The sequence below is a fragment of the Streptomyces sp. CB09001 genome, from assembly GCF_003369795.1.
GTDB lineage: Bacteria > Actinomycetota > Actinomycetes > Streptomycetales > Streptomycetaceae > Streptomyces.
This window is the reverse complement of the sequence record NZ_CP026730.1, coordinates 655964-675957: the sequence shown is the minus strand read 5'-3', so window position 1 is coordinate 675957 and position 19994 is coordinate 655964. Positions and strand designations below refer to the sequence as shown.

The window sequence follows — 19994 nt, the reverse complement described above, 5'->3', positions numbered from 1 at the left end:
ACCCATGCGCCACGTGGTCCTGCACGCCCTCGCCGACGAACTGGCACCCGCCGACGTCTACGCCCGCATCAGCGACTTCCGCCGCTTTCCCGAGTACAGCGACACCTTCCGCGAGGTGCACGTCGAGCCTCCGCTGCCCGACGGCTCCACGACCTCGGACTGGACCGTCGAGTTCCGGGGCGGCCTGATGCGGTGGCGGGAACGCGACACCTACTCGCCCGAGACGTACTCCATCGCCTTCGAACAGCTCAGCGGCGACTTCCAGGCCTTCGAGGGGAGCTGGCGCTGCGAAGCGAGGGACGGCGGCACGCTCGTCGTCTACACCGCGGCCTTCGACCTCGGCATCCCGTCCATGGCCGAGATCCTCGACCCGGTGGCCGAGTCGACCCTGCGGACCAACGTCGCCCGCGTGCTGCGGGGCCTTGCGGGCGCGGAGGTGATCGATGAGCGCGCGGCTGCGGCTGGTGACTGACCGGGCGGCCGTCGCGGGCGCCCCGCCGCCGGCCGCCGACCCGCCGCGCGGGGAAGCGCTGCACGAGGAACCGGGGCCCGGTGCTGCCCGCTGTCTCGGTCTGTACGCCAAGCTGGCCGCCGGCGTGACCGTCGTGACCGCCCGCGGCGAGGAGGGCCCGCTGGGCATGACGGTGTCCGCCGTCACCTCGCTCTCCGCCCGCCCGCCGCTGCTCCTTGCCTGTCTGCGCGACGGCTCCCGCACCCTCGCCGCCGTCCGCGGCCGGCGGACCTTCGCCGTGCACCTGCTGCGCGAGGAACAGCAGGAGCTCGCGGGCCGGTTCGCGTCCCCCACCACGACCGCGGCGGAGCGGTTCGCCGGGACCGACACCCGGCAGGTGCTGGGTGTCCCCGTGCTGGCCGGCGCGCTCGCCTGGTCGGTGTGCCTGACCGAGGACGTACGCCGCTACGGCGACCACCACCTCGTCGTCGGCCGGGTCGCCGCCGTGCACGTGGGCGGCGGACGCCCGCTGCTGTGGCACGACCGCCGGTTCGGTGCGCTGACCGAGCCGGTGCCGGACGCCGCGGGATGACCAGGCCGCCGGCCGGAACGCCGTACTGGGACCCCGCGGAACTGCCGACGCAGCCCCAGTTGCACGGCGTGGTCACCGCGGACGTGGCCGTCGTCGGGGCCGGGCTGGCCGGGCTGTCCTGCGCCTACCACCTGGCGGAGCGGGCGCCCGGGCTCGACATCGCGGTGGTGGACGCCGAGTACCCGGCGGCCGGCGCCAGCGGCCGGGGCACCGGTCTGCTGGGCCCCGGGCCGGCCCCGCGGTCGACGGCGCGGTGCGCCGCTTCGGTCCGCAGACGGCGCGCAGGATGCACCGGGCCAGTGAGCGGGCGGTGCGGGACGTCCTCGCCCTGTGCGCCCGGCTCGACGTGCCCTGCGGGCTGCGGCCCGGCGAGCAGCTGGTGGCCACGCGGTCGTCCGCGGGCCTGGCGGCACTCGCCCGCCAGGCCCGGGCCTGCCGCGAACTCGGTCTGGACGTCCCCGTCCTCACCCCGGCCGGCATCCGCGACCGGGTCGGTGTGCCCTACCGGGCGGCACTCCTGCACCGCCCCGCCGCGACCCTCGACCCGGCCGCCCTGACCTGCGCCCTCGCCCGTGCCTGCGCCGACAAAGGCGTGCGCTTCTACGGCCGCAGCCCGCTGCTGGCCCTCCGCCCCGGCGATCTGGTCGGCCCCGAGCTGGTCCTCCCGCACGGCAGGCTCTACGCCGGTCAGGCGGTGCTGGCCGTCAACTCGGCCGCGCAGGCACTGGACCTGCCGGTCGGCACCGTCCTGCCGCTCGAGGTGTACGCCGTCGCCACCGAACCGCTGAGCGCCCCGGCCTACGAGGCCCTGGGCGGGCGCGCCGGACACTCCGTCGTCGACGCCGTCCCTCTGGCGCCGTACTTCCGGCTGCTCCCGGACCAGGGGCTGGTGGCGGGCGGCGGTACCGCCACGGTCCCCGGGGGTATCGGCGCGGCCCGTCTCCAGGCCGCCAGGGAGCGTGCCTGGGCCTGGCTGGAGAGATGGCTGCGGTCCCTGCATCCGGACCTCGCCCGGGTACGGGTCACCCACCGCTGGTCCGGCCGCATCGGCATGACGGGCGACGACCTGCCGGTGGTGGGGCCGGTGCCGGGCTTCGACGACGTCTGGTACATCGGCGGCTGCTGCGGACACGGACTCGCCCTGTCCGTGGCGCACGGCGCGCACGTGGCCGCGGCCCTGCTGGGCGAGCCGGAACCCGGCGAACCGCTCCCGTGGCACCGCTCCCGGGCCCCGCGCCTGCCCGCACGCGGACCCGTTCGGCCCCTGCTGCGGGCGTACGTGGACACACTGGGGCGAATCGCGCGACATGCATGCTGACGGCGGGCGCGGCCCGCATCCGTACCCCAGCTCCGCAGACCCCAGCTCCGCAGACCGCGGACTCCAGCCCCGCAGACCACAGCTCCGCAGACCGCAAGCCACGGACCGCACCCAGGCCACAAGCAGCGGACCCCAGCTGCGGCAGACCAGCCACGCAGCCCCACCGACCCTCAGAGCCCGACCAGGAGGTTCCACCATGCGACCCGACTTCGGTACGGACGGCCGCCCGCCGTCGGCCCTGTCCATGGGAACCGTAGATGTCGCCTTCCACCTGGCGACGGGCGGCAACCCGGTGCCCCTCGCGTTCACGTTCGGGTTCGAAGGCCGGGCCCCCACCCTGGACTCCGTACGCGCGCGGGTCGCCGAACGCGTCCACCGCGTCCCGACGTTGCGCTACCGCATCGCACGGGACCGCAGGAAATTCCGGCGAGTGGACCGGATCGCGGTGGACCGGCATGTGCACGAGGCGTGGCTGCCCGAGGACACCGACGGGTCGGCGACCAGCCGCCTGATGCTGTCCCGGCCGATGAGCACGGACGACCGGCCGCCCTGGGACGTGTGGCTGGTCCACGGCCCGGCGGGCCGCCACACCCTGGTCTACCGAACCGACCACACCTTCCAGGACGGCATGGGCGCCGCCTACACCGCCCGCGCTCTCCTCGGCGACCACCCCGAGGGCGGACCGGCCCCACAGCATCCCGCCCGGCCCACCGCACACGGCCTCGCGGACGCCCTGAGCGAGGTGGTGGCCGCCTTCCGCGCGCCCACCCCGAAACCCGCGTTCGACGGAGAATCCACGGACCGCGTCGACGTCTGCCACGCCGACACGCCGCTGTCCCGGCTGCGCGCCATCGCCCGCGCCCACGGCGGCACGGTCACGGACGTCTACCTCGCGGCCCTGTCCCACGCCGTCCGCACCTGGTACCTGAAGGACACCGGCTCGGCCCATCCGCCGCTGCCCGTGTCGATCCCGATGTCGGTCCGGGCCCCGGGAGAGGAGTACGCCCCGGGCAACCGCATGGTCACCGCCCGGCTCCTGCTGCCCTGCGACGAGGAGTCACCCCAGCGGGCCCTGGCCCGGGTCGTCGCCCGCACGGGCCGGCTGCGGGAGAGCCGGCGGCGCGACGCCATGCGTCTGCTACTGTCCGCCGCCCCGCGGCCGCTCGGCGCCACCGTCGGTACCCGCCTGGTCCGCGGGGCGTTCGTGGCCGGCCCGGTGAGCAGCGTGAACTTCGGCACGGCCCTGGTCCACCAGGGGGTCGCGGCCCGTCGCGCGGCCGTCTTCGCCGGCGTCGCGTCAGGCATCCGGTGTGTGACGACGCTGACGAGCCAGCACGACACCGCGTGCCTGACCGTCGTTCACGACGAGGCCCTGGCGACCGCGGACGAACTTCCCGACCTGTGGCTCGCGGCGCTGCTGGAGCTGGAGCGGCCGTAGCCACGGCACCACGCGCAGGCCCCGGACGCACCGTCCGGGGCCTGCGCGTGGTGCCGTGTCAGGGAGTGCCGCGCAGCGTTCCGGTGGTGAGGAATACGCTCTCCGCGGCGGCCGTGCCGATCAGCGGCAGATACGGGGAGAGGCGCTCGACCGCGTACGGCAGCGTGTACAGGTCGGCGGCCGCCGCGTCCCAGCCGTGCTCGGCCCACCAGCGCTCCGGATCGGCGATCTGCCAGTTCCAGGCCAGTCCGATCGTCGACAGGGCGTCCATGAAGGGCGCGACGAACGGGGAGGACGTGGCGGCGGAGTTCACGCACTCGGCGCCGAACATGCTGCCGGGCGCGGAGAGCTCGGTCATCGCGGTGACGACGGCCGCCACCTCCGGGGGCCGGAGGAAGTACAGGGGTGCCTCGCAGAGCCATGCGGTGGGCCTGCCGGGATCGAATCCCGCCGCCCCGAGTTCCTCTCTCCAGGATGCCGTGCCGTCGGCTTCGACGGCGGTGCGGCGTCCGCAGGCGAGCCGGCTCCCGTCCAGTACGCGCTCCTTGAAGGCCAGTACGGCCGCGTCCTCCACCTCGAAGACGTGCACCCCGGTCGGCCAGTCGAGCCGGAAGGCACGGGTGTCAAGACCGGCGCCGAGCAGTACCACCTGGCGGCAGCCCGAACGGGCCGCGGTGAGAGCGTAGTCGTCGAAGAAGCGGGTGCGGACCACCTGATAGTCGGGCAGCAGGCGCTGCAGCGGTCCGTCACCGGGCGGGCCCCCGTCGAACCCGGCCGCGTGGAGGAAGTCGGCGGCCCACGGGTCGCGGACGATCGGCGCGGGCCGGAGGCTCTCCGCCGCGTGTGCGGCGGCCGTCCAGAGCGCCGCGCGGGAAATGCCGTGCGGGGTCGTGACGGTCGGCGCGAACGGTGACTGCGGACGCGTGGATTCCGGCATGGGATCTCCTTGAGGTGGGGCGGGGTGGCTGTGCGGACCCGGATCATCCGGAGCGGCGACGGCCCAGCAGGAAGGCCGCGGCGCCCAGCGCGAGCAGGCTTCCGGAGGGGCGGGTGGGCCGCTGGCCGCCCATCGCGGCGGGGGTGCGCGGCTCGTGGATGTTCAGTGCGAACTGACGGTTGGCCACGTCGGAGAGAACGCCCCGGACCTGTTCGGGGCTGGTGACGGCGGCCAGCAGAAGCTCCATGGAGTTCCGGGCGAACTGGTTGCGGCCGAGGAACTCGCGGCCCAGTGCGAAGAGGATCTTCGGCACCTCCGCCTGGAACACCTCGGGCAGCGTGATCTCGGGAGCCAGACACCGCACCGAACCGTCGAGGTTCGCGAAGGACTTGCCCAGCAGTGAGACGGCCGGCGGCGAACCGATGCCGCGTTTGGTCGCCTTGGCCAGCACAGTGGTGAGCGCGACGCCGAAGTTCATGTCCTCCAGTGACAGATGGGAGACCGTGGGCACGAACGCGGCCATGTCGGCGGCGAACGCGGGCATGTTGGCCCACGGCGTCAGCCGGCCCATCTCCGCCCAGTGCCGCGCCAGCCCGGCCCCGTCGTTCTGCGCCAAGGTCATGAACAGCGGCAGCAGCTGAAGACTGGTCCTGCGGTCCAGGCGGCCGACCATGCCCCAGTCGATCAGCGTCGCGGGTCCGCCGGGAGCGGCGAAGACGTTGCCGGCGTGCGGGTCGGCGTGGAAGAAGCGATGGACGAAGTACCCGTGGTACATGAACCGCAGCAGGTCCTTGCCGATCTCCACGCGCTCGTCGTCCGTGAAGTGGGCGCGGTCGACGTGCCGCACCGACTTGCCGTCGGCCAGCGACTGGACGAGGACCCGGGGGCTGGCGTGCAGTACCCGGGGCACCTCCAGCGAACGGAACGACCGGACCTGCCCGCGGGCCTCGTCCATGTTGCGGGCCTCGCCGGTGAAGTCCAGCTCCGGCTCCATGGCGTCGAAGACCGAGCCGAGCATCGCCTCCATGTCGATGACCTCGTTGAACCGGGGAGCGACGCGGGCCACGATCTTCGACGCCCGGCGCATCAGGGCCATGTCCGCGAGTACGCCCTCGCGGATGCCGGGTCGCTGGATCTTCACCACGGCCGCGCGCCCACCGGGCAGCGTCACGCGGTAGACCTGGGCGAGGGACGCCGCCCCCAGCGGGGCGACGGTCTCGATGTCGTCGAAGCGCAGCTTCCAGTTCGGCCCGAGGTCCCGGGCCAGTACCGGCTCGAACTCCGAGAACGGCTGGACGTCGACCTCGTCGTGCAGGTTCTGCAGTTCGTCCCGGATGGACTGGGGGACCATGTCGGGCCGGGTGGAGAGGACCTGGCCGAGTTTCACATAGAAGGGACCGAGGCTCTCCAGGGCATGCCGTACCGCCTTGGCGCGGCGTTGCTCCGCCCCGGCGGTGGCCTCGGCCGCGGACCCGGCGGAGCCGACGAGGCCCTCCGCCGGGGACTGCGTGTCCCGCTTCGTACGTCTTCGCAGCCGGGTCGCCTGTCCCACCTCGTCGGCCACGAGGCTGCCCAGGACCCTGACCACGAGACGCAGCCGATCGCCGACGACAGACGTCATCGTGTGTGATCCTCCTCAGATCGGGACCCGGGTACGGAACGGCGGTCGGCGTGCACCACGGAGACGGCCGGGCGGGACGGTGGCACGGCCGGTCAGCCCGAGGTCGAGGACTGTCCGCCCTGGGACGGCTTCCCGCCCTGCCCCTGCTGACCGGTCAGGCCCTGCAGGGCCGCCAGCCCTTGCTGACCGGCCTGGGCCGGCAGGTTGGTCAGGTTCTGCAGGCCCTGGACCGCCTCGAGGAGCTTGGGCAGCACCTGGAGCAGCTGGGTGAGCTGGGACGGGAGCGCCATCAGGTCGCCCGCCCCGCTCGCCGCGTGTCCGAGGCCTCCGGCCAGCTGACCGAGCCCGCCGAGCGCGCCGGCCGCGCCGCCGACCGCGGCGAGCGGATTGGCCGCCCCGCCCAGTGCGGCCAGGGGGTTGCCCGCCCCGCCCAGCGCGGCCGCGAGCGGGTTGCCGCCGCCCGCGGCACCGGTGAGCGCGGCCAGGGGGTTCTGCGCTGCGAGGCCGGCGAGCGGGTTGCCGGCCGCGCCGATCCCGCCGAGGGCGGCCAGCGGATTGGTGACACCCGCGAGCGCGGTCGCCGGGTTGACGGCCCCGGCCAGTGCGGCGAGGGCGTTCGGGGGCAGCCCGGCCAGCGTGCTGACGGCGTTGCCGGAGTCGCGCGACGATCCCGAGCCGCGCGACGATCCCGAGTCGTCGTCTCGGTTCAGGAGGTCGTCGAAAGCCTCCTTCCAGCTGTCGGTCATATCACCGACCAAATCCTTGAAGATGTCTTGGACGTTCTTGCTATTGCCCATGAGTGGGGTCCCTTTCCGTTTCTCTGCGATGGGAGAGGTGCGGTTTTCGGGTGTTATCGGGCACAGCCTTCCAAGGCTTTCGCGCAGACGCTCTTCAATCGTGCGCGGCCCCTGGTGAAGGCGGCTTCGGCCGCCTTGACGGAGATGTTGTGTATGCGGGCGAATTCCGCAGTGGAAATACCCTTGGCGCGGGCGAGTATGACCTCCTGCTCCCGCCCCCGCAGGTGTTGTACCTGACCCAGAAGCCATCTGCCGAAGTCCTCGTCGCAGACGTCCTCCTCAGTCGTACCCGGAGTTTCCGCGAGCGCCGCACGCTGGAGGAGTCTGCTGCGACGCTCCATGTCACGGTAGAAGTCGATGCAGAGGCGAAGCGCCACGGACGTCAGAAAGGCACCGAGTCGATTCCTGTCCAACGCGGCGTGGGCGGCTGCCCGGGCCATGGTTTCCTGAACGCAGTCCTCGGCGTCCTGAAAACTTGGTAGTCTTCGCCGAACCAGCCGCATGAGGCGGTCCTGATGCTGGAAGATTTCTTCCCAGGAGCATTCAGCGGGCGATTGGCAGGTGGAATGTCGCACCATCGTGGATTGCAGCCCGTTGTCTCTCGGATTGAGCAGGGAGAACCGCGGCCGACTTTCCATTTGTTCGGCCATGTGGTTTTCCTACCCGAGGCCCTGGAGCGGCAAACCGGAATATGTGCCTCCGTCAGTCGGCAGGAATGTTTTTCCGTGCTCATTTCCGAGGAGCGGGCCGCCGCGCCCAGTCGCGGTTCCAGTTGCGCCACATGTCCCGTACGGTCTGGTGCACTTGGGAGCTGCCGGCGCGCAGCTCGGTGGTGTACGCCTGGACCGCTTCCTTGCCCACCAGCCGGGCTCCGCCGGTGAAGTAGGAGCCCCGGACGTGCTGCGGTGAGCGGTACTTGCCCCACAGCAGGATCTTCATCAGCGGCCAGAGGGTGAACACCCCGGACGGGCACCGGTCGTCGGGGTCCAGGGTGCCCCACACCGCCGGGACCAGTCCGCTCTCGCCCAGCAGCTCGTAGATGCGTGCGATCGCCTGCTCCTTCGTCAACTCGCCCGCACGATAGGCGAGTACGGCGTCCCGCGACTGGTCGAACATCCGCTCCACCCAGGGGTTGTCCATACCCTGGAGACCTCGGTACGGCGGCTGCTCCAGCATGTCGAAACAGGCCGGGTCGTGCGTCTTCTCGAACGTCACGGCGACCTGGTTCTGGGCGTTCGTGCCGTACAGCGTGGTGATGGTCCACACGCGGTTCCAGGCGTTCCACAGGTCGAAGTCGTCGAACGCGATGTAGCTGCAGGACACCAGGTCGTCGTAGAACCGGAACATGCGCTTGGTCCAGTGGTCCAGGTACGCGAACCGGGCGGTGTCGAAGTCGTCCTGGCGTACGGCGTCGATCAGCCGGTGGCCCAGGGCGTTGAGCGCCATCACGGTGACGGCGAGACCGCTGGAGAAGAGCGGGTCGATGAAGTCACTGGCGTGCGGCAGCAGGCACCACCGGTCGCCGACGACCTTCTGCGAGGCGAACTGGGTACGGTCGGTGGACACGTACGGCCGGACCGCCCGCGCCCGCTCGAACTGCCGGGCCACACTGGGGAACCGGCGCACGTACTGCCAGAACTCCTCCTCCGCCGAGATGCCCTCCGGCCGGGGGTGCTGGTCGAGATCGAGGTTGAGGCCGACACTGCACAACTGGTTCGTGCTGGTCGACTGGTTGTCGAACGGGATGACCCAGAACCATCCGCCCGGGAACATGTGGTGGAGCGTTCCCTGGCTGAACGGGCTGGGCATGCCGTGCTGTGCACGCGAAGGCGCCACGGCGTCGAAGGGACGCACGTCCACCATGTGCGTGAAGATCGTGCGCGACCTCGTGCGGTAGGGCGGTTCCTGCCGCAGCCCGAGGCGCTCGGGCAGGACCGCCCGCATGCCGCCGGCGTCGACCACGTACGAAGCCCGGAAGGTGCCCCGGTCCCGGGTGACGAGAGTCGCGCCGTCCTCCTCGAACTTCACGTCGTCGACCATGGTGTGGGTGTACGCGGTCACGCCGTAGGACACGGCGACGTGGAACATGTACGCGTCCACGTCCTGCCGGAAGTAGTGCGAGTCGGGACCGAGCGGAGGTCCCCAGGTGGGGTACTGGGTGCACTCGTCGGGCCGGGTGGGCTCACCTTCCCGGTGGTAGATGAAGCTGAAGTTTCGCTTGACCCCGCTGTTCGACGACACGTGGCGGCGCAGTGCCGCGTTGGTCGCCAGGTGATCGAGCTCGGGGACGTCGTAGCGGCGGGCCAGGACCCGGAGCCCGAACGTGGTCTCAGGGACGGTGGACTCTCCGATGGCGAACCGGGGGTGGCCACTGCCTTCGAGCAGCAGCACACGCACACCGTGACGTGCGAGTACGGTCCCCAGCATCGTCCCGCCGATGCCGCCTCCGACGATGGCGACATCGAAAACACGCTCGTCTTCTTGCATGTCTGCGGTTCCTTTCGCGACGGGAAGGGCGAGCCGCCGGGGCTCCCCGGTCACCGGTGGGTGACCGGGGAGACCGGCAGCACCCGGCGCAGCCCGCAGGCCACCAACCGGGCGGAGAAGGACGCGGCGAACCAGGGGGTGGGCGCCAGTCGGGCCAACAGGCGGCGATCACCGGGTACTTGCCGCTCGCCGCGCCCGGTGACGTCCAGCCACACGCCGAAGTGCAGCAGCCGCGCCTCGGGTCCGGCGTCGCGAGCGGGGAACGGCCGCATGTGCTCGCGCACCGCACGCGTGAGGGTCGTGCGCCGCACCGTGCCCACCTGGTGCCGGGCCAGGAAGTGGTCGAGCAACTGGGCGGAGCGGCACGGGAATCCACCGCGCCCGAGCGGAGTACGCCCTGCCAGCCCGGCATCGTGGAACGCCGCGGCGGCCAGCAGACCGACCCGGTCGTAGGCGGTCCCGTGGGTCCGCGCACAGGCGTCGGCCAGCAGGAACGTCCGCAGGGAGTGCACGGCGACCCGGGGTGGCAGGAGCCGGCACATCTCCTTCAGGGCGGCGCCCGCGAGGGGGTGCCCGAGCAGCTCCGCGAGAGCCGGGCGGCCGAGCAGAGGCTGCCACGCCTCGGGCAACGCCTTCGGCGGATCGGAGTGTGAACTTGCCCCGCTCCCACCGGGATCGGGAACCTCCGGCATCTCGGGCCCTGCGACCATGGCTCAACCCCCCTTGCCTCACGATCTATTGGCTGTGTCCTTCTCATCTGTCTTTACGCTCGGGCCGCCTCCGCCCCCCGCCCCCCGTTTCGCAACGCTCCTTCCGCGTAAGCGCGTTGGCGTGCAACCGACGGCGCGCGATACCGGCAACGCGCTCCGGGCGTACGTTCCGGCCGTCCCTTCGGAGTCGCGGCCTGTTCGAATGAATGAGCCCTACTCACCCGTTGTGGGGGTGCGGGCGCGGGTAACGGCCAGGAGGATGCGCCCTGCGCTCCCACTGGTGGCAGATTTCTGTAGTAAACCTCGTGAGTCGCGGGGAGTGTTCAGGGCAGGACCGAATCTCGCCTGTGCTGAAATGCGGTGTTGGTATGGCCAGTTTCCCGATCAGCGACGACTTGCGACTTCCGGCGGAAATCGATGCGTCGGCTCTGACGGAAGTTCCCGAAGGGCCGACCGAGAGAATTCTGCTGACGGGGGCCACGGGATTCCTCGGCGGTTTCCTGCTCGCCGACCTGCTGGATTCCACCGACGCTCGAATCCATTGCCTGGTGAGAGCGGAGTCGGCCGCTGAGGCCCGGGAGCGGCTCGCCGGTCAGCTACGCGCCCGGGATGTGCCGGAGCACCACATGTCCCGGGTCGACGTCGTGCCCGGCAGCCTGGCGAAGCCGCGGTTCGGCTTGACCGAGGAGGAGTTCACGGACCTCTCGCGCGGCATCGACGTCATTTATCACTGCGGTGCCTGGGTCAATCTTCTGGCGAGTTACCCGATCCTGCGCGGCTGCAATGTGTCGGGGACCCTGGAAATCCTGAGACTGGCGACCCGGACCCGCCGGATCCCCGTGCATTACATCTCGACGATGGGAGTGATCCCGGCGGCCCGGGAGGCCGGGACCGGTGTCTCCGGTTACTGCGCCACCAAATGGGTCGCCGAGCAGTTGGTCGCGCAGGCCGCGGACCGCGGATCGCCCACGATGGTGCACCGGCCCGGTGTGATCCTGGCGGACTCGCGCACCGGCCTGGTGGGGAGGTCGGACTGGTTCGTCCACCTGACGACGGCGAGCATCCGCGCCGGCTGCGCCCCCGACCACCCCGGTCTCCTGCCGGTGGGCACGGTCGACTTCACCAGCCGTGCGATCGTCGACCTGTCCCTGAGCCGACGTGCCCGAGGACAGGTGTTCCACGTGATCGATCCCGAACCGCTGCCCTTCCGGTCGTACTTCCAGGGCTTCGCGGACGCGGGTGTCGACCTTCCGCTCGTTCCGTTCGACACCTGGCTGGAGCGGCTTCGCGACCTGGGCGACGAGGTCCCCCGCAGCACCCTGAGGCTGGCCGGCGAGACCCTCCGGCAGATGATCCCGGCCCCGGGGCAGAACACCGCCGGCCCCACCGCGGCCACCGCGCACCGCGCCCCGCCGGTGCTCGACGCCGACTACTTCCGCAGGATGCTCGCCTTCCTGAACCGCGACGCCATGCTGCCCGCCCAGTGACCCACGCGCGGTTCTCTCCTCCCGTCCTCTCCCGGCCTCTCCCGTCCCTCTTGTCCCTCCCGTCACCCCTCCCCGCATCTCATCAGCTGGAGTTTCCGCATGTCCCCTTTCACCCTGGAAGACCTGACGGCGATGGTGGCCGAGATCGCCGGCGCCGAAGCGGCCCGGGCGATCTCGGAGCAGCCGGCCGACGCGCCCTTCACATCGTTGGGGTTCGACTCGATGGCCGTCATCGAACTGGCCGAGCGGATCCAGGAGCGCTACGGCGTTCCCATCCCGGACGAGGCGGTGCACGACCTGCGCACCGTCCGGCGGACCCTCGACTACGTGAACGGCCGGGCAGCCGTCGCCGCGGCGGACGGAGCCCGCTGATGGCCCGGGGCGCGGGACGGCTGACCGGCATCGGTGTCTACCGCCCCGGTGGCCTGCTCACCAGCGCCGAACTCGACACCAGGTTCGGCCATGAGGAAGGCTGGATCGAGCAGATCACCGGAATCCGGACCAGGCTGAAGGCCGACCCCGACGACACCTTCGTCGAGATGGCCGCGCAGGCGGCGGACAAGGCCCTGGCCCAGGCGGGCGTGCTCGCCGAGGACCTGGACTGTGTCCTGTTCTCCTCCGCCAGCAGCGTCGGCCAGGCTTCCTGCCGGGCCGCCAGTCTCACCCACCGCATCGGCGCCGGCCGGGCCGGCGGGTTCGACGTCAACGGCGGGTGCGCCGGGTTCGGTTACGGGCTGACCCTGGCCTCCGGACTCATCGCCGCACGGCAGGCGCGTCAGATCCTGGTCGTCGCCGCCGAGCGGCTGAGCGACATCACCGACCCCGACGACTGCGCGACCGTCATGGTCTTCGGCGATGCCGCCGGGGCCGCGGTGGTCAGCGCCGCCGAGCACGGCGGGATCGGACCGGCGGTGTGGGGAACCCACGGCCCCGGTGAGCCCTGGATGACCAGCGCACCGCCCAAACCCGGTGCCGCCCGCCCGTACATGCACATGGACGGCACCCGGGTGGTCCGCTGGTTCGGTTCGCACATGCCGCAAGTGGCCCGGGACGCACTCGACGCGGCCGGGCTCACCTGGGACGACATCAGCGCCTTCGTGCCGCACCAGTGCAACGGGCGGCTGATCGACGCGATGGTGCGCCGACTGCGCCCGCCCGCGCACGTGGCGATCGCCCGCAGCATCGTCACCGACGGCAACACCAGTTCGGCGTCCATCCCGCTGGCTCTGGAGTCGCTGCTCGCCTCGGCCACCGTACGGCCCGGCGACAAGGCGCTGCTCCTGGGCTTCGGCGCCGGGCTGACCTGGTGCGCCCAGGTGGTCGAACTTCCGTAAGGAGCACCTCATGAACGTCACGTCCGCGTCCCCCGCGGTCGACCTCAGGCCCGTCGGCGGACCCGAACCCGAAGCCGGTGTCGTGGCCCGTCCCCTGTCCCGGCTGTCCGACGCCGATCTCGGCACCCTGCTGATGATCCGCCACTTCGAACTGGCCGTGCTGGAGCTGTTCTCCCAGGGCCGGCTGCACGGCACCACGCACACCTGCCTCGGCCAGGAGTACATCCCCGTCGCGCTCTACCCGCTGCTGGACGAGGGCGACTACGTCTTCAGCAACCACCGCGGGCACGGCCACTACCTGGCCCGCTTCCACGACCCGCACGGTCTGCTCGCGGAGATCATGGGGCGGGCCGGTGCCGTCTGCCACGGCGTGGGCGGCAGCCAGCACATCTACCGCGACCGCTACCTGTCGACCGGCGTACAGGGCCAGAGCCTGCCCGTCGCCGTGGGAGTCGGCCTGCACCTGAAGCGGGCCGAGCCGGGCCGGATCGCGGTGGTCCACATCGGCGACGGCACCTGGGGCGAGGGCGCCGTGTACGAGGCGCTCAACATGGCGCAGCTGTGGCAGGTCCCGGTGCTCGTCGTGGTGGAGCACAACGGGATCGCCCAGTCGACACCGACCGAGCGGCAGATGTCCGGCACCGTCGCCGCCCGGGCGGCGGCCTTCGGCGTCGGCCACCTGCGGATCGACTCCGTGGACGTCACCGACGTACGCGCCGCCCTCACCCCCGTGGTCGAGCAGGTCCGCGACCGGCACCGGCCGTACGTGGTCGAGTGCGTCACCCACCGCGTGGGCCCGCACAGCAAAGGGGACGACACCCGCGCGGCCGAGGTCCGTGAGCGAGCGGCCCGGCACGACTGGTACCGCCGCTACCGGCAGGACCATCCCGCCCAGTCCGCCGCCGCCGACCAGGCACAGGCGGAGGCCGTCGCCGCCGTCGTACGAGAGGTCGGCGCGCGTCCGGCGTCCCGATGGGAGGCCCGATGACCAGACGCCAACGCGTGGCCGAGAACCTCAACAGCGCACTGCACCACCTCCTCGGCGCCCACCCCGGCACGTATCTGATCGGCGAGGACGTCGCCGACCCCTACGGCGGGGCGTTCAAAGTGACCCGGGGGCTCTCCGACCGCTTCCCGGACCGGGTGCTGTCCTCACCGCTGAGCGAGGGCGGTATCGCCGGCGTGGGCGCGGGCCTGGCCCTGGCCGGCAACCGGTCCGTGGTCGAGATGATGTTCTCGGACTTCGCCGCGCTGGCCTTCGACCCGCTGCTGAACTTCGCCGCCAAGTCCGTGTCGATGTACGGCCGCAGGGTCCCGATGAGCATGGTCGTCCGCTGCCCCACCGGAGGCAACCGGGGGTACGGCCCGACGCACAGCCAGAGCCTGCAGAAGCACTTCCTCGGCATTCCCTCGCTGCACCTGCGGGAGGTCTCCCCGTTCCACGACAACCAGCGCGTACTGACCGCGATGCTCGACCGCGAGGAGCCCGGCGTGCTCTTCGAGGACAAGGTGCTCTACACCCGCCCCATGTACCGGGCGGGGGTCGTGGACGACCTCTTCCGCTACGAGGTGCTGGCCGATCCCAGCGAGACCGCCCGGGTGTTCGCGCCGGACTGCGGGCCCCCCGACTGGATCGTCCTGGCCCCGGGCGGACTCACCGAACGGGCCGTCGCCGCCCTGCGCACCCTGCTCCTCGAGGAGGAGATCACGTGTGAACTGCTGGTGCCCTCCCAGCTCTACCCCTTCGACAGCAAGGCGCTGCTCCCGGTGCTGGCCCGTGCCGACCGCATCTGTGTCATGGAGGACTCCACGGCCGACGGGACCTGGGGCGAACTGCTCGCCCAGCATCTCCACGAGCAGCTGTGGAGCCGGCTGGCCCGCCCGGTACTGCCGCTGAGCGCCGAGCCGAGCATCGTACCGACCGCGGCGCACCTGGAGCACGGCGTGCTGCTCCAGCCGGCCACCATCCACCGCGCGATCACGGAGGCGACGAAGTGATCGGCATCGAGCTGCCCACGCTCAACACGAACGACTCCAGCTACACCCTGGTCGAGTGGCTCGTCCCCGACGGCAGCAGCATCGAGGGCGAGGAACCGCTGGCGGTCGTGGAGACCTCGAAGGCCAGTGAGGAGATCGAGAGCACCGGCCCCGGAGTCCTCCACGTCCTCGTCGGCGGCGGCCAGGACTGCAGGCCGGGGCAGACCATCGCCTACCTCTTCGAGTCGGCCGAGGAACGCGACTCCTACCGGGCGTCGGCCGCCACCCCGGCGGCGACAACCGCACCCCCCGGCGCGGAGCTGAGCATCACCAACGCGGCCCGTGAGCTCGCCGACCGCCACGGCGTGTCCGAGGCCGAGCTGCGCGGTCTCGGGCGCACGGTCATCCGTACGGCCGATGTCGAGGCCCTGGTGCGGCGGGCCGCGTCGGCGCCCGCCTCCGCCGAGCGCCAACTGTCCAAGCGGCAGCGGACGGTGGGGGCGGTGGTGACCGAGTCGATGCGGACCGTTCCGGCCGCGGCCGCCTACGCCAAGGTCGACGTCGGACAGGCGGAGGAACTGGCCCGCCGGCTGTCCGAGCGCACCGGCAGTTTCGTCTCCCTGCCCGTCCTGCTGATCAAGGCGGTGGCGCGCCGGCACGCGGGGCATCCCCTGATGTTCGCCGCGCTCACCGACGACGGCGCGGTGCGCGAGAGCGAACGGGCCCATGTGGGCGTCACCATGGACGCGGGCCGAGGTCTGTACACCCCGGTGGTGCGCGACGCCGCCGAGCTGAGCGGCGACCGGATCGCCGACCTGCTGACCGGCTTCCGGAGCAAGGCGTTCCGGGGCACGTTCCAGGCCGCCGAACTCGCGGGGGCCAACATCATGGTCGCTCCGCACACCACCGAGGGCATGGTCCTGGCCACCCCCATCGTCTTCCCCGGCCAGACCTGCGTGATCTCCGTCGGCGCCGTCGACGACCAGGTGCTCCTGGACGCGCAGGGCACTCCTCGCACCCACCGGTTCGTCCACCTCGGCCTGGTCTACGACCACCGGGTGGTCAACGGCAGGGACGCGATGGCCCTGCTCAAGGACGTCAAGGCGGAGCTGGAGGCACCGGACGCGCTCGGCTGACCGCAGACCCCATGGAGCCCGCCCCATGGAGCCCCGCCCCATGGAGCCCCGCCCCACGGAACCCCACCCCACGGAACCCCACCACCCCCGGGGTACCGCCCGTCGGACTGGAAAGGACACCCCTGACATGACTACCGACACCACACCCCACAGTCGCGCCTACGACCTGCTCGCCTCGGTTCTCAGCAACAAGTTCGAAGTGCCCCCCGAGGCCATCGTCCCCACCGCGACCTTCGAGCAGCTGGACCTCGACTCGCTGGCCGTGGTGGAGCTCTTCGTCGTCCTCACCGAGGAACTCGGCATCGAAGTACAGGACGGCGAGGCCGACCCGGACCTCACCCTGGCCGGCGTGGCCGACCTCATCGCCGAGGCCGTCAAGCCGTGACCGGCGCCCGTCCCGACGTCGCCGTCACCGGGATCGGCCTGGTCACTCCGGCCGGCACCGGCCGCGAGGCCACCTGGGACGGCGTGTGCGCGGGCCGCCCCACCGCCCGGCACGTCCCCGAACTCAAGGGTCTCGACGTCGACTTCGCCTGCCTGGTACCGGACTTCTCACCCCGTGATCACGTCCCCGGCTCACGCCCCTGGCAGTACGACCGCTTCACCCAGTTCGCCCTCTGCGCCGCCCTGGAGGCGGTCTCCGACGCCGGCCTGGACCCGGCCGACTGGGACGCGGACCGCGTCGCGGTGGTCTTCGGCAGCTCGGCCGGCGGCACCGGCACCATGCTGGAACAGCACCGCAAACTGCTCGAGGTGGGCACGGCACGCGTCTCACCGCTGCTGCTGCCGATGTTCCTGCCCAACATGGCCACCGGACAGCTCACCATCCACCTGCGGGCCCGGGGCCCGGCGCTGTGCACGGTCACCGCCTGCGCCTCCGGCGCCACCGCCATCGGCACCGCCCTGCAACTCCTGCGCTCCGGGGCCTGCGACATCGCCGTCGCGGGGGCCTCCGACGCGGTCGTCCAGCCCTTCTGGGTCACCGGCTTCGACCGGATGGGCGCGCTGTCCCGGCGCGGCGACGACCCGCGGGCCGCCTCCCGGCCCTTCGACACCGCCCGGGACGGCTTCGTCATGGCGGAGGGCGGTGCGGCCCTGGTCCTGGAGCCGGCCAGTGCGGCGAGGGCCCGCGGACGCCCCGGCTACGCCCTGCTGGCGGGCTACGGAGCATCGTCCGACGCCCACCACCCCGTGGCACCCGACCCCGAGGGCAAGGGCGCCGCCCTCGCCGTGCGGCGGGCCCTCGACGACGCCGGCGCCCGCCCCGCGGACGTGCAGCACATCAACGCGCACGGCACCAGCACGCCGCTCAACGACGCCGCCGAGGCCCGTCTGATCCGCCGCCTCTTCCCTCACCAGCCCTCCGTGACCTCGGTCAAGGGCACCCTCGGCCACCTGCTCGGCGCGGCCGGGGCGGTCGAAGCGGCGATCACCGCCCTGTCCGTGGCCCACGGCCGGGTGCCGCCCGTGGCCAACCTCGAGAAACAGGAAGGAGACGCCGAGATCAACGCCGTCACCGGCACCAGCCGGGAGCAGCCCGTCGACCTCGCCCTGAGCCATTCCTTCGGCTTCGGCGGCCACAACGCCGTACTCGCCTTCAGAAGCTGCCCCACCGAACCGGCCCGGGAGCCGGCCGCTCCTTCACCGTGAGCATCTCCAGGCGGCGGCAGCGGCCATCCGAACGACCTCTCCGCCGGCCGCCGCCGATCCCGCTACGAGCAGCGCGTGGGCTGCGGCTCCGCGCACAACCGACAGGGACAGCGTGGAGAAGGCTGCTTTCCCCCGGTCGAGGGATCGTTGCGGAATTCGATGGACGCGAGGCCGAGGAGGCGGTTCGAACTCCGCGCCATGCCCCGACGAAAGGGAGAAGACCGTGAGTTTCCTCAATCCCCGTGTCCCCGGTGCCAACTCGGACGACGTCGTCACGGACGTCACCGAGGCCCCGCACCGCCTGCGTGCGGTCGCCCAGGCCTGCGGAGCGCAGGTCATCGCGACCGTCGACGTACAGGCGGGAGAGGACGACTGGAACGCGCCGCCCACCGAGGAGCATCCGCGTCCGGTGGTGCTCGCGCACGGCACCTTCGGCAACCGGGGCTACACCTGGAACACGGCGACACCGCTGCTACGACAGCACGGCCACCGGGTCTTCCGGCTCGACTACGGCCAGCACGGCCACCCCGTGATCTTCGGCCTCGGCGACATCAAGCGCTCCGCCCGGCAGCTCGCGGACTTCGTCGACGAGGTACTGCGGCGGACCGGCGCCCGGGAGGTCGACGTGGTCGGCTTCTCGCAGGGCGGCATGGTGCCGCGCTACTACCTGAACGCCCTGGGCGGAGGACCCAAGGTGCACAACTTCGTCGGCATCGCGCCCAGCAACCACGGAGTCACGGCACAGGGGCTGATGAACCTCGCCCGCCAGATTCCCGGCGCGGTGGAACTCCTCGAACAGGGCGCCGTCGGGGAGGTCGTGCCGGCCTGGCCGCAACTCCAGCACGACCACCCCTTCCAGCGCGAGCTGGCCGATCTCGGCGAGACGACGGAGGGCGTCCGCCACACCGTCATCGCCACCCAGTACGACGACGTGGTCACTCCGTACACGTCGTGCGCTCTCGCGAAGACCGAGGGCCGCTACGTCAACAACATCGTCCTTCAGGACATCGACCCGGACGACCACACCCCGCACGTGAGCATGCCCTACAACCCGACCGTGCTGAACGAGGTCCTCAAGGCCCTGGCCGACTGAGTCCTGCTCCCGTCCAGGAGAACGCGGGCGACCAGCGCCGGGTCGTCGTTCATCGGGACGTGGCCGCAGCCGGGCAGCCGCACCAGGCGGGCACGCGGAATGGCGCGCTTGGCGCGTATGCCCTGCCGGGGCAGGAGCAGCCGGTCCCGGTCGCCCCACGCCACGGTGACGTGGACGCCGGGCACATCGTCGGTGAACAGCACGCTCCGGCCGGCCCGGAGCGTCTGGGTAAAGCCCTCGGCGCGGGCGAGCGCCAGCGTCTCGGCGACCACGGCCTCGGGGGAGCGGCGGCCGGGACGGGCGTAGATCGTACTCGTCAGCGCGGTGCGGCCGACCGCGGTGCGGGACAGCCGCTCGACCAGCGGGAGGGGCAGGCTCCGGGCGGTCCGGCGCATCCCCATCAGGACGCCGAAGGCGTAGCGCCGCTCGGCCTGCGTCCAGAAGCCGGCCGGGGACAGGGCCGTCACCGACCGCACCAGGTTCTCCCGGCCGAGTTCCAGGGCCAGCAGACCGCCCAGCGAGTTGCCCGCCACGTGGGGGCGGTCGAGGCCCAGTGAAGCGCAGAAGGCGCCGAGCACCGCGCTCGTCGTCGGCAGGTCGTGCGGCAGCCCCGGCGGCAGTGCGGAGGACTCCCCGAACCCCGGCAGGTCCACGGCTATCACGTCGCGTTCGGTGGCGAGGACGTCGACCACCGGGTCCCAGGCCTGCCGGTGGTGACCGATGCCGTGCAGCAGAAGCAGCGGCTCGCCGGCGCCCACGCGCGCGTAGGCGAGCGTGATGTCACGCGGACCGTGGGCGGTGGGGGCCGTGAAGGAGAGCGTTGCGGACATGGGGCTCCTTGTCGGGAACGGGTGTTCCGGGAACGCGCGTGCGATGACGTCGGGTAGACAGCTTGTCAGTAATGGCTACCGACGGGTAGCCCCGGTGCCGGGTGCGAGCGATTCCGTCTGGACACCACCGGACGCG

General features: G+C 71.8%; 20 protein-coding genes and 1 pseudogene. 14 read left to right on the top strand and 7 right to left on the bottom strand.

What is annotated here, in order from left to right:
* Positions 1-4: 4 nt before the first annotated feature.
* From C4J65_RS03140 to C4J65_RS03125, 5 genes and pseudogenes are all read left to right on the top strand, one after another.
* Positions 5-472 (top strand): aromatase/cyclase, encoded by a 468-nt coding sequence (locus C4J65_RS03140; RefSeq protein WP_115740986.1) that lies wholly within the window; start codon positions 5-7, stop codon positions 470-472.
* Positions 444-1043 carry a flavin reductase family protein gene (locus C4J65_RS03135; RefSeq protein ID WP_205350949.1) on the top strand — a complete coding sequence of 200 codons (600 nt, stop codon included), beginning with the start codon at positions 444-446 and terminating at the stop codon, positions 1041-1043. The genes C4J65_RS03140 and C4J65_RS03135 overlap by 29 nt, the downstream gene beginning before the upstream one ends.
* Positions 1040-1201 (top strand): annotated as a pseudogene (locus C4J65_RS36495) (FAD-dependent oxidoreductase); the annotation flags it as partial. The gene C4J65_RS03135 and the pseudogene C4J65_RS36495, both read left to right, overlap by 4 nt.
* A 95-nt stretch (positions 1202-1296) precedes the next feature.
* Positions 1297-2361, top strand: a complete 1065-nt coding sequence (locus C4J65_RS03130) for an FAD-binding oxidoreductase (protein ID WP_346265857.1) — start codon at positions 1297-1299, stop codon at positions 2359-2361.
* Between the two features lie 196 nt (positions 2362-2557).
* Entirely contained in the window at positions 2558-3799 is a 1242-nt protein-coding gene (locus C4J65_RS03125) for a wax ester/triacylglycerol synthase domain-containing protein (protein WP_115740985.1), read from the top strand.
* A 58-nt stretch (positions 3800-3857) separates the two neighbouring features.
* On the opposite strand, the gene C4J65_RS03120 is transcribed toward C4J65_RS03125, so the two are convergent.
* The 6 genes from C4J65_RS03120 to C4J65_RS03095 all read right to left on the bottom strand — a co-directional run bounded on the left by C4J65_RS03120 (position 3858) and on the right by C4J65_RS03095 (position 10351).
* Positions 3858-4736 carry an SAM-dependent methyltransferase gene (locus tag C4J65_RS03120; protein WP_115740984.1) on the bottom strand — a complete coding sequence of 293 codons (879 nt, stop codon included), beginning with the start codon at positions 4734-4736 and terminating at the stop codon, positions 3858-3860.
* A 43-nt stretch (positions 4737-4779) separates the two neighbouring features.
* Positions 4780-6357 (bottom strand): AarF/UbiB family protein, encoded by a 1578-nt coding sequence (locus tag C4J65_RS03115; RefSeq protein ID WP_115740983.1) that lies wholly within the window; start codon positions 6355-6357, stop codon positions 4780-4782.
* A 92-nt stretch (positions 6358-6449) separates the two neighbouring features.
* Positions 6450-7103 carry a hypothetical protein gene (locus tag C4J65_RS03110; RefSeq protein ID WP_240330368.1) on the bottom strand — a complete coding sequence of 218 codons (654 nt, stop codon included), beginning with the start codon at positions 7101-7103 and terminating at the stop codon, positions 6450-6452.
* Positions 7104-7207: 104 nt separating this feature from the next.
* On the bottom strand, positions 7208-7804 hold the full coding sequence (locus C4J65_RS03105; RefSeq protein ID WP_115740981.1) for a sigma-70 family RNA polymerase sigma factor: 597 nt from the start codon (positions 7802-7804) through the stop codon (positions 7208-7210).
* Positions 7805-7883: 79 nt separating this feature from the next.
* The gene (locus tag C4J65_RS03100) at positions 7884-9641 is read right to left on the bottom strand and encodes a tryptophan 7-halogenase (RefSeq protein WP_115740980.1); all 1758 of its coding nucleotides are present in this window, start codon (positions 9639-9641) and stop codon (positions 7884-7886) included.
* 50 nt (positions 9642-9691) lie between these two features.
* Entirely contained in the window at positions 9692-10351 is a 660-nt protein-coding gene (locus C4J65_RS03095; RefSeq protein WP_115740979.1) for a hypothetical protein, read from the bottom strand.
* A 305-nt stretch (positions 10352-10656) separates the two neighbouring features.
* Here C4J65_RS03095 and C4J65_RS03090 point away from each other — a divergent pair, with 305 nt between their 5' ends.
* The 9 genes from C4J65_RS03090 to C4J65_RS03045 all read left to right on the top strand — a co-directional run bounded on the left by C4J65_RS03090 (position 10657) and on the right by C4J65_RS03045 (position 19028).
* Positions 10657-11838: a thioester reductase domain-containing protein gene (locus tag C4J65_RS03090; RefSeq protein ID WP_240330367.1), complete on the top strand. Its 1182-nt coding sequence runs from the start codon at positions 10657-10659 to the stop codon at positions 11836-11838.
* A 99-nt stretch (positions 11839-11937) separates the two neighbouring features.
* Complete coding sequence (locus C4J65_RS03085; protein ID WP_115740977.1) at positions 11938-12210, top strand: acyl carrier protein; 273 nt, start codon at positions 11938-11940, stop codon at positions 12208-12210.
* Positions 12210-13172, top strand: a complete 963-nt coding sequence (locus tag C4J65_RS03080; RefSeq protein WP_115740976.1) for a ketoacyl-ACP synthase III — start codon at positions 12210-12212, stop codon at positions 13170-13172. The genes C4J65_RS03085 and C4J65_RS03080 overlap by 1 nt, the downstream gene beginning before the upstream one ends.
* 10 nt (positions 13173-13182) lie before the next feature.
* Positions 13183-14160 carry a thiamine pyrophosphate-dependent dehydrogenase E1 component subunit alpha gene (locus tag C4J65_RS03075; RefSeq protein WP_115740975.1) on the top strand — a complete coding sequence of 326 codons (978 nt, stop codon included), beginning with the start codon at positions 13183-13185 and terminating at the stop codon, positions 14158-14160.
* Positions 14157-15170, top strand: a complete 1014-nt coding sequence (locus C4J65_RS03070; protein ID WP_115740974.1) for a transketolase C-terminal domain-containing protein — start codon at positions 14157-14159, stop codon at positions 15168-15170. The genes C4J65_RS03075 and C4J65_RS03070 overlap by 4 nt, the downstream gene beginning before the upstream one ends.
* Entirely contained in the window at positions 15167-16285 is a 1119-nt protein-coding gene (locus C4J65_RS03065) for a 2-oxo acid dehydrogenase subunit E2 (RefSeq protein WP_115740973.1), read from the top strand. The genes C4J65_RS03070 and C4J65_RS03065 overlap by 4 nt, the downstream gene beginning before the upstream one ends.
* Positions 16286-16412: 127 nt before the next feature.
* Positions 16413-16670, top strand: a complete 258-nt coding sequence (locus C4J65_RS03055) for a phosphopantetheine-binding protein (protein ID WP_059297636.1) — start codon at positions 16413-16415, stop codon at positions 16668-16670.
* The gene (locus C4J65_RS03050) at positions 16667-17935 is read left to right on the top strand and encodes a beta-ketoacyl-[acyl-carrier-protein] synthase family protein (RefSeq protein WP_115740972.1); all 1269 of its coding nucleotides are present in this window, start codon (positions 16667-16669) and stop codon (positions 17933-17935) included. Before C4J65_RS03055 ends, C4J65_RS03050 begins: the two co-directional genes overlap by 4 nt.
* A gap of 223 nt (positions 17936-18158) precedes the next feature.
* Positions 18159-19028 carry an alpha/beta fold hydrolase gene (locus tag C4J65_RS03045; protein WP_115740971.1) on the top strand — a complete coding sequence of 290 codons (870 nt, stop codon included), beginning with the start codon at positions 18159-18161 and terminating at the stop codon, positions 19026-19028.
* Here the strand turns inward: C4J65_RS03045 and C4J65_RS03040 are convergent.
* Positions 18980-19858 (bottom strand): alpha/beta fold hydrolase, encoded by an 879-nt coding sequence (locus C4J65_RS03040; protein ID WP_162832992.1) that lies wholly within the window; start codon positions 19856-19858, stop codon positions 18980-18982. The genes C4J65_RS03045 and C4J65_RS03040 overlap by 49 nt on opposite strands.
* Positions 19859-19994: the final 136 nt, after the last annotated feature.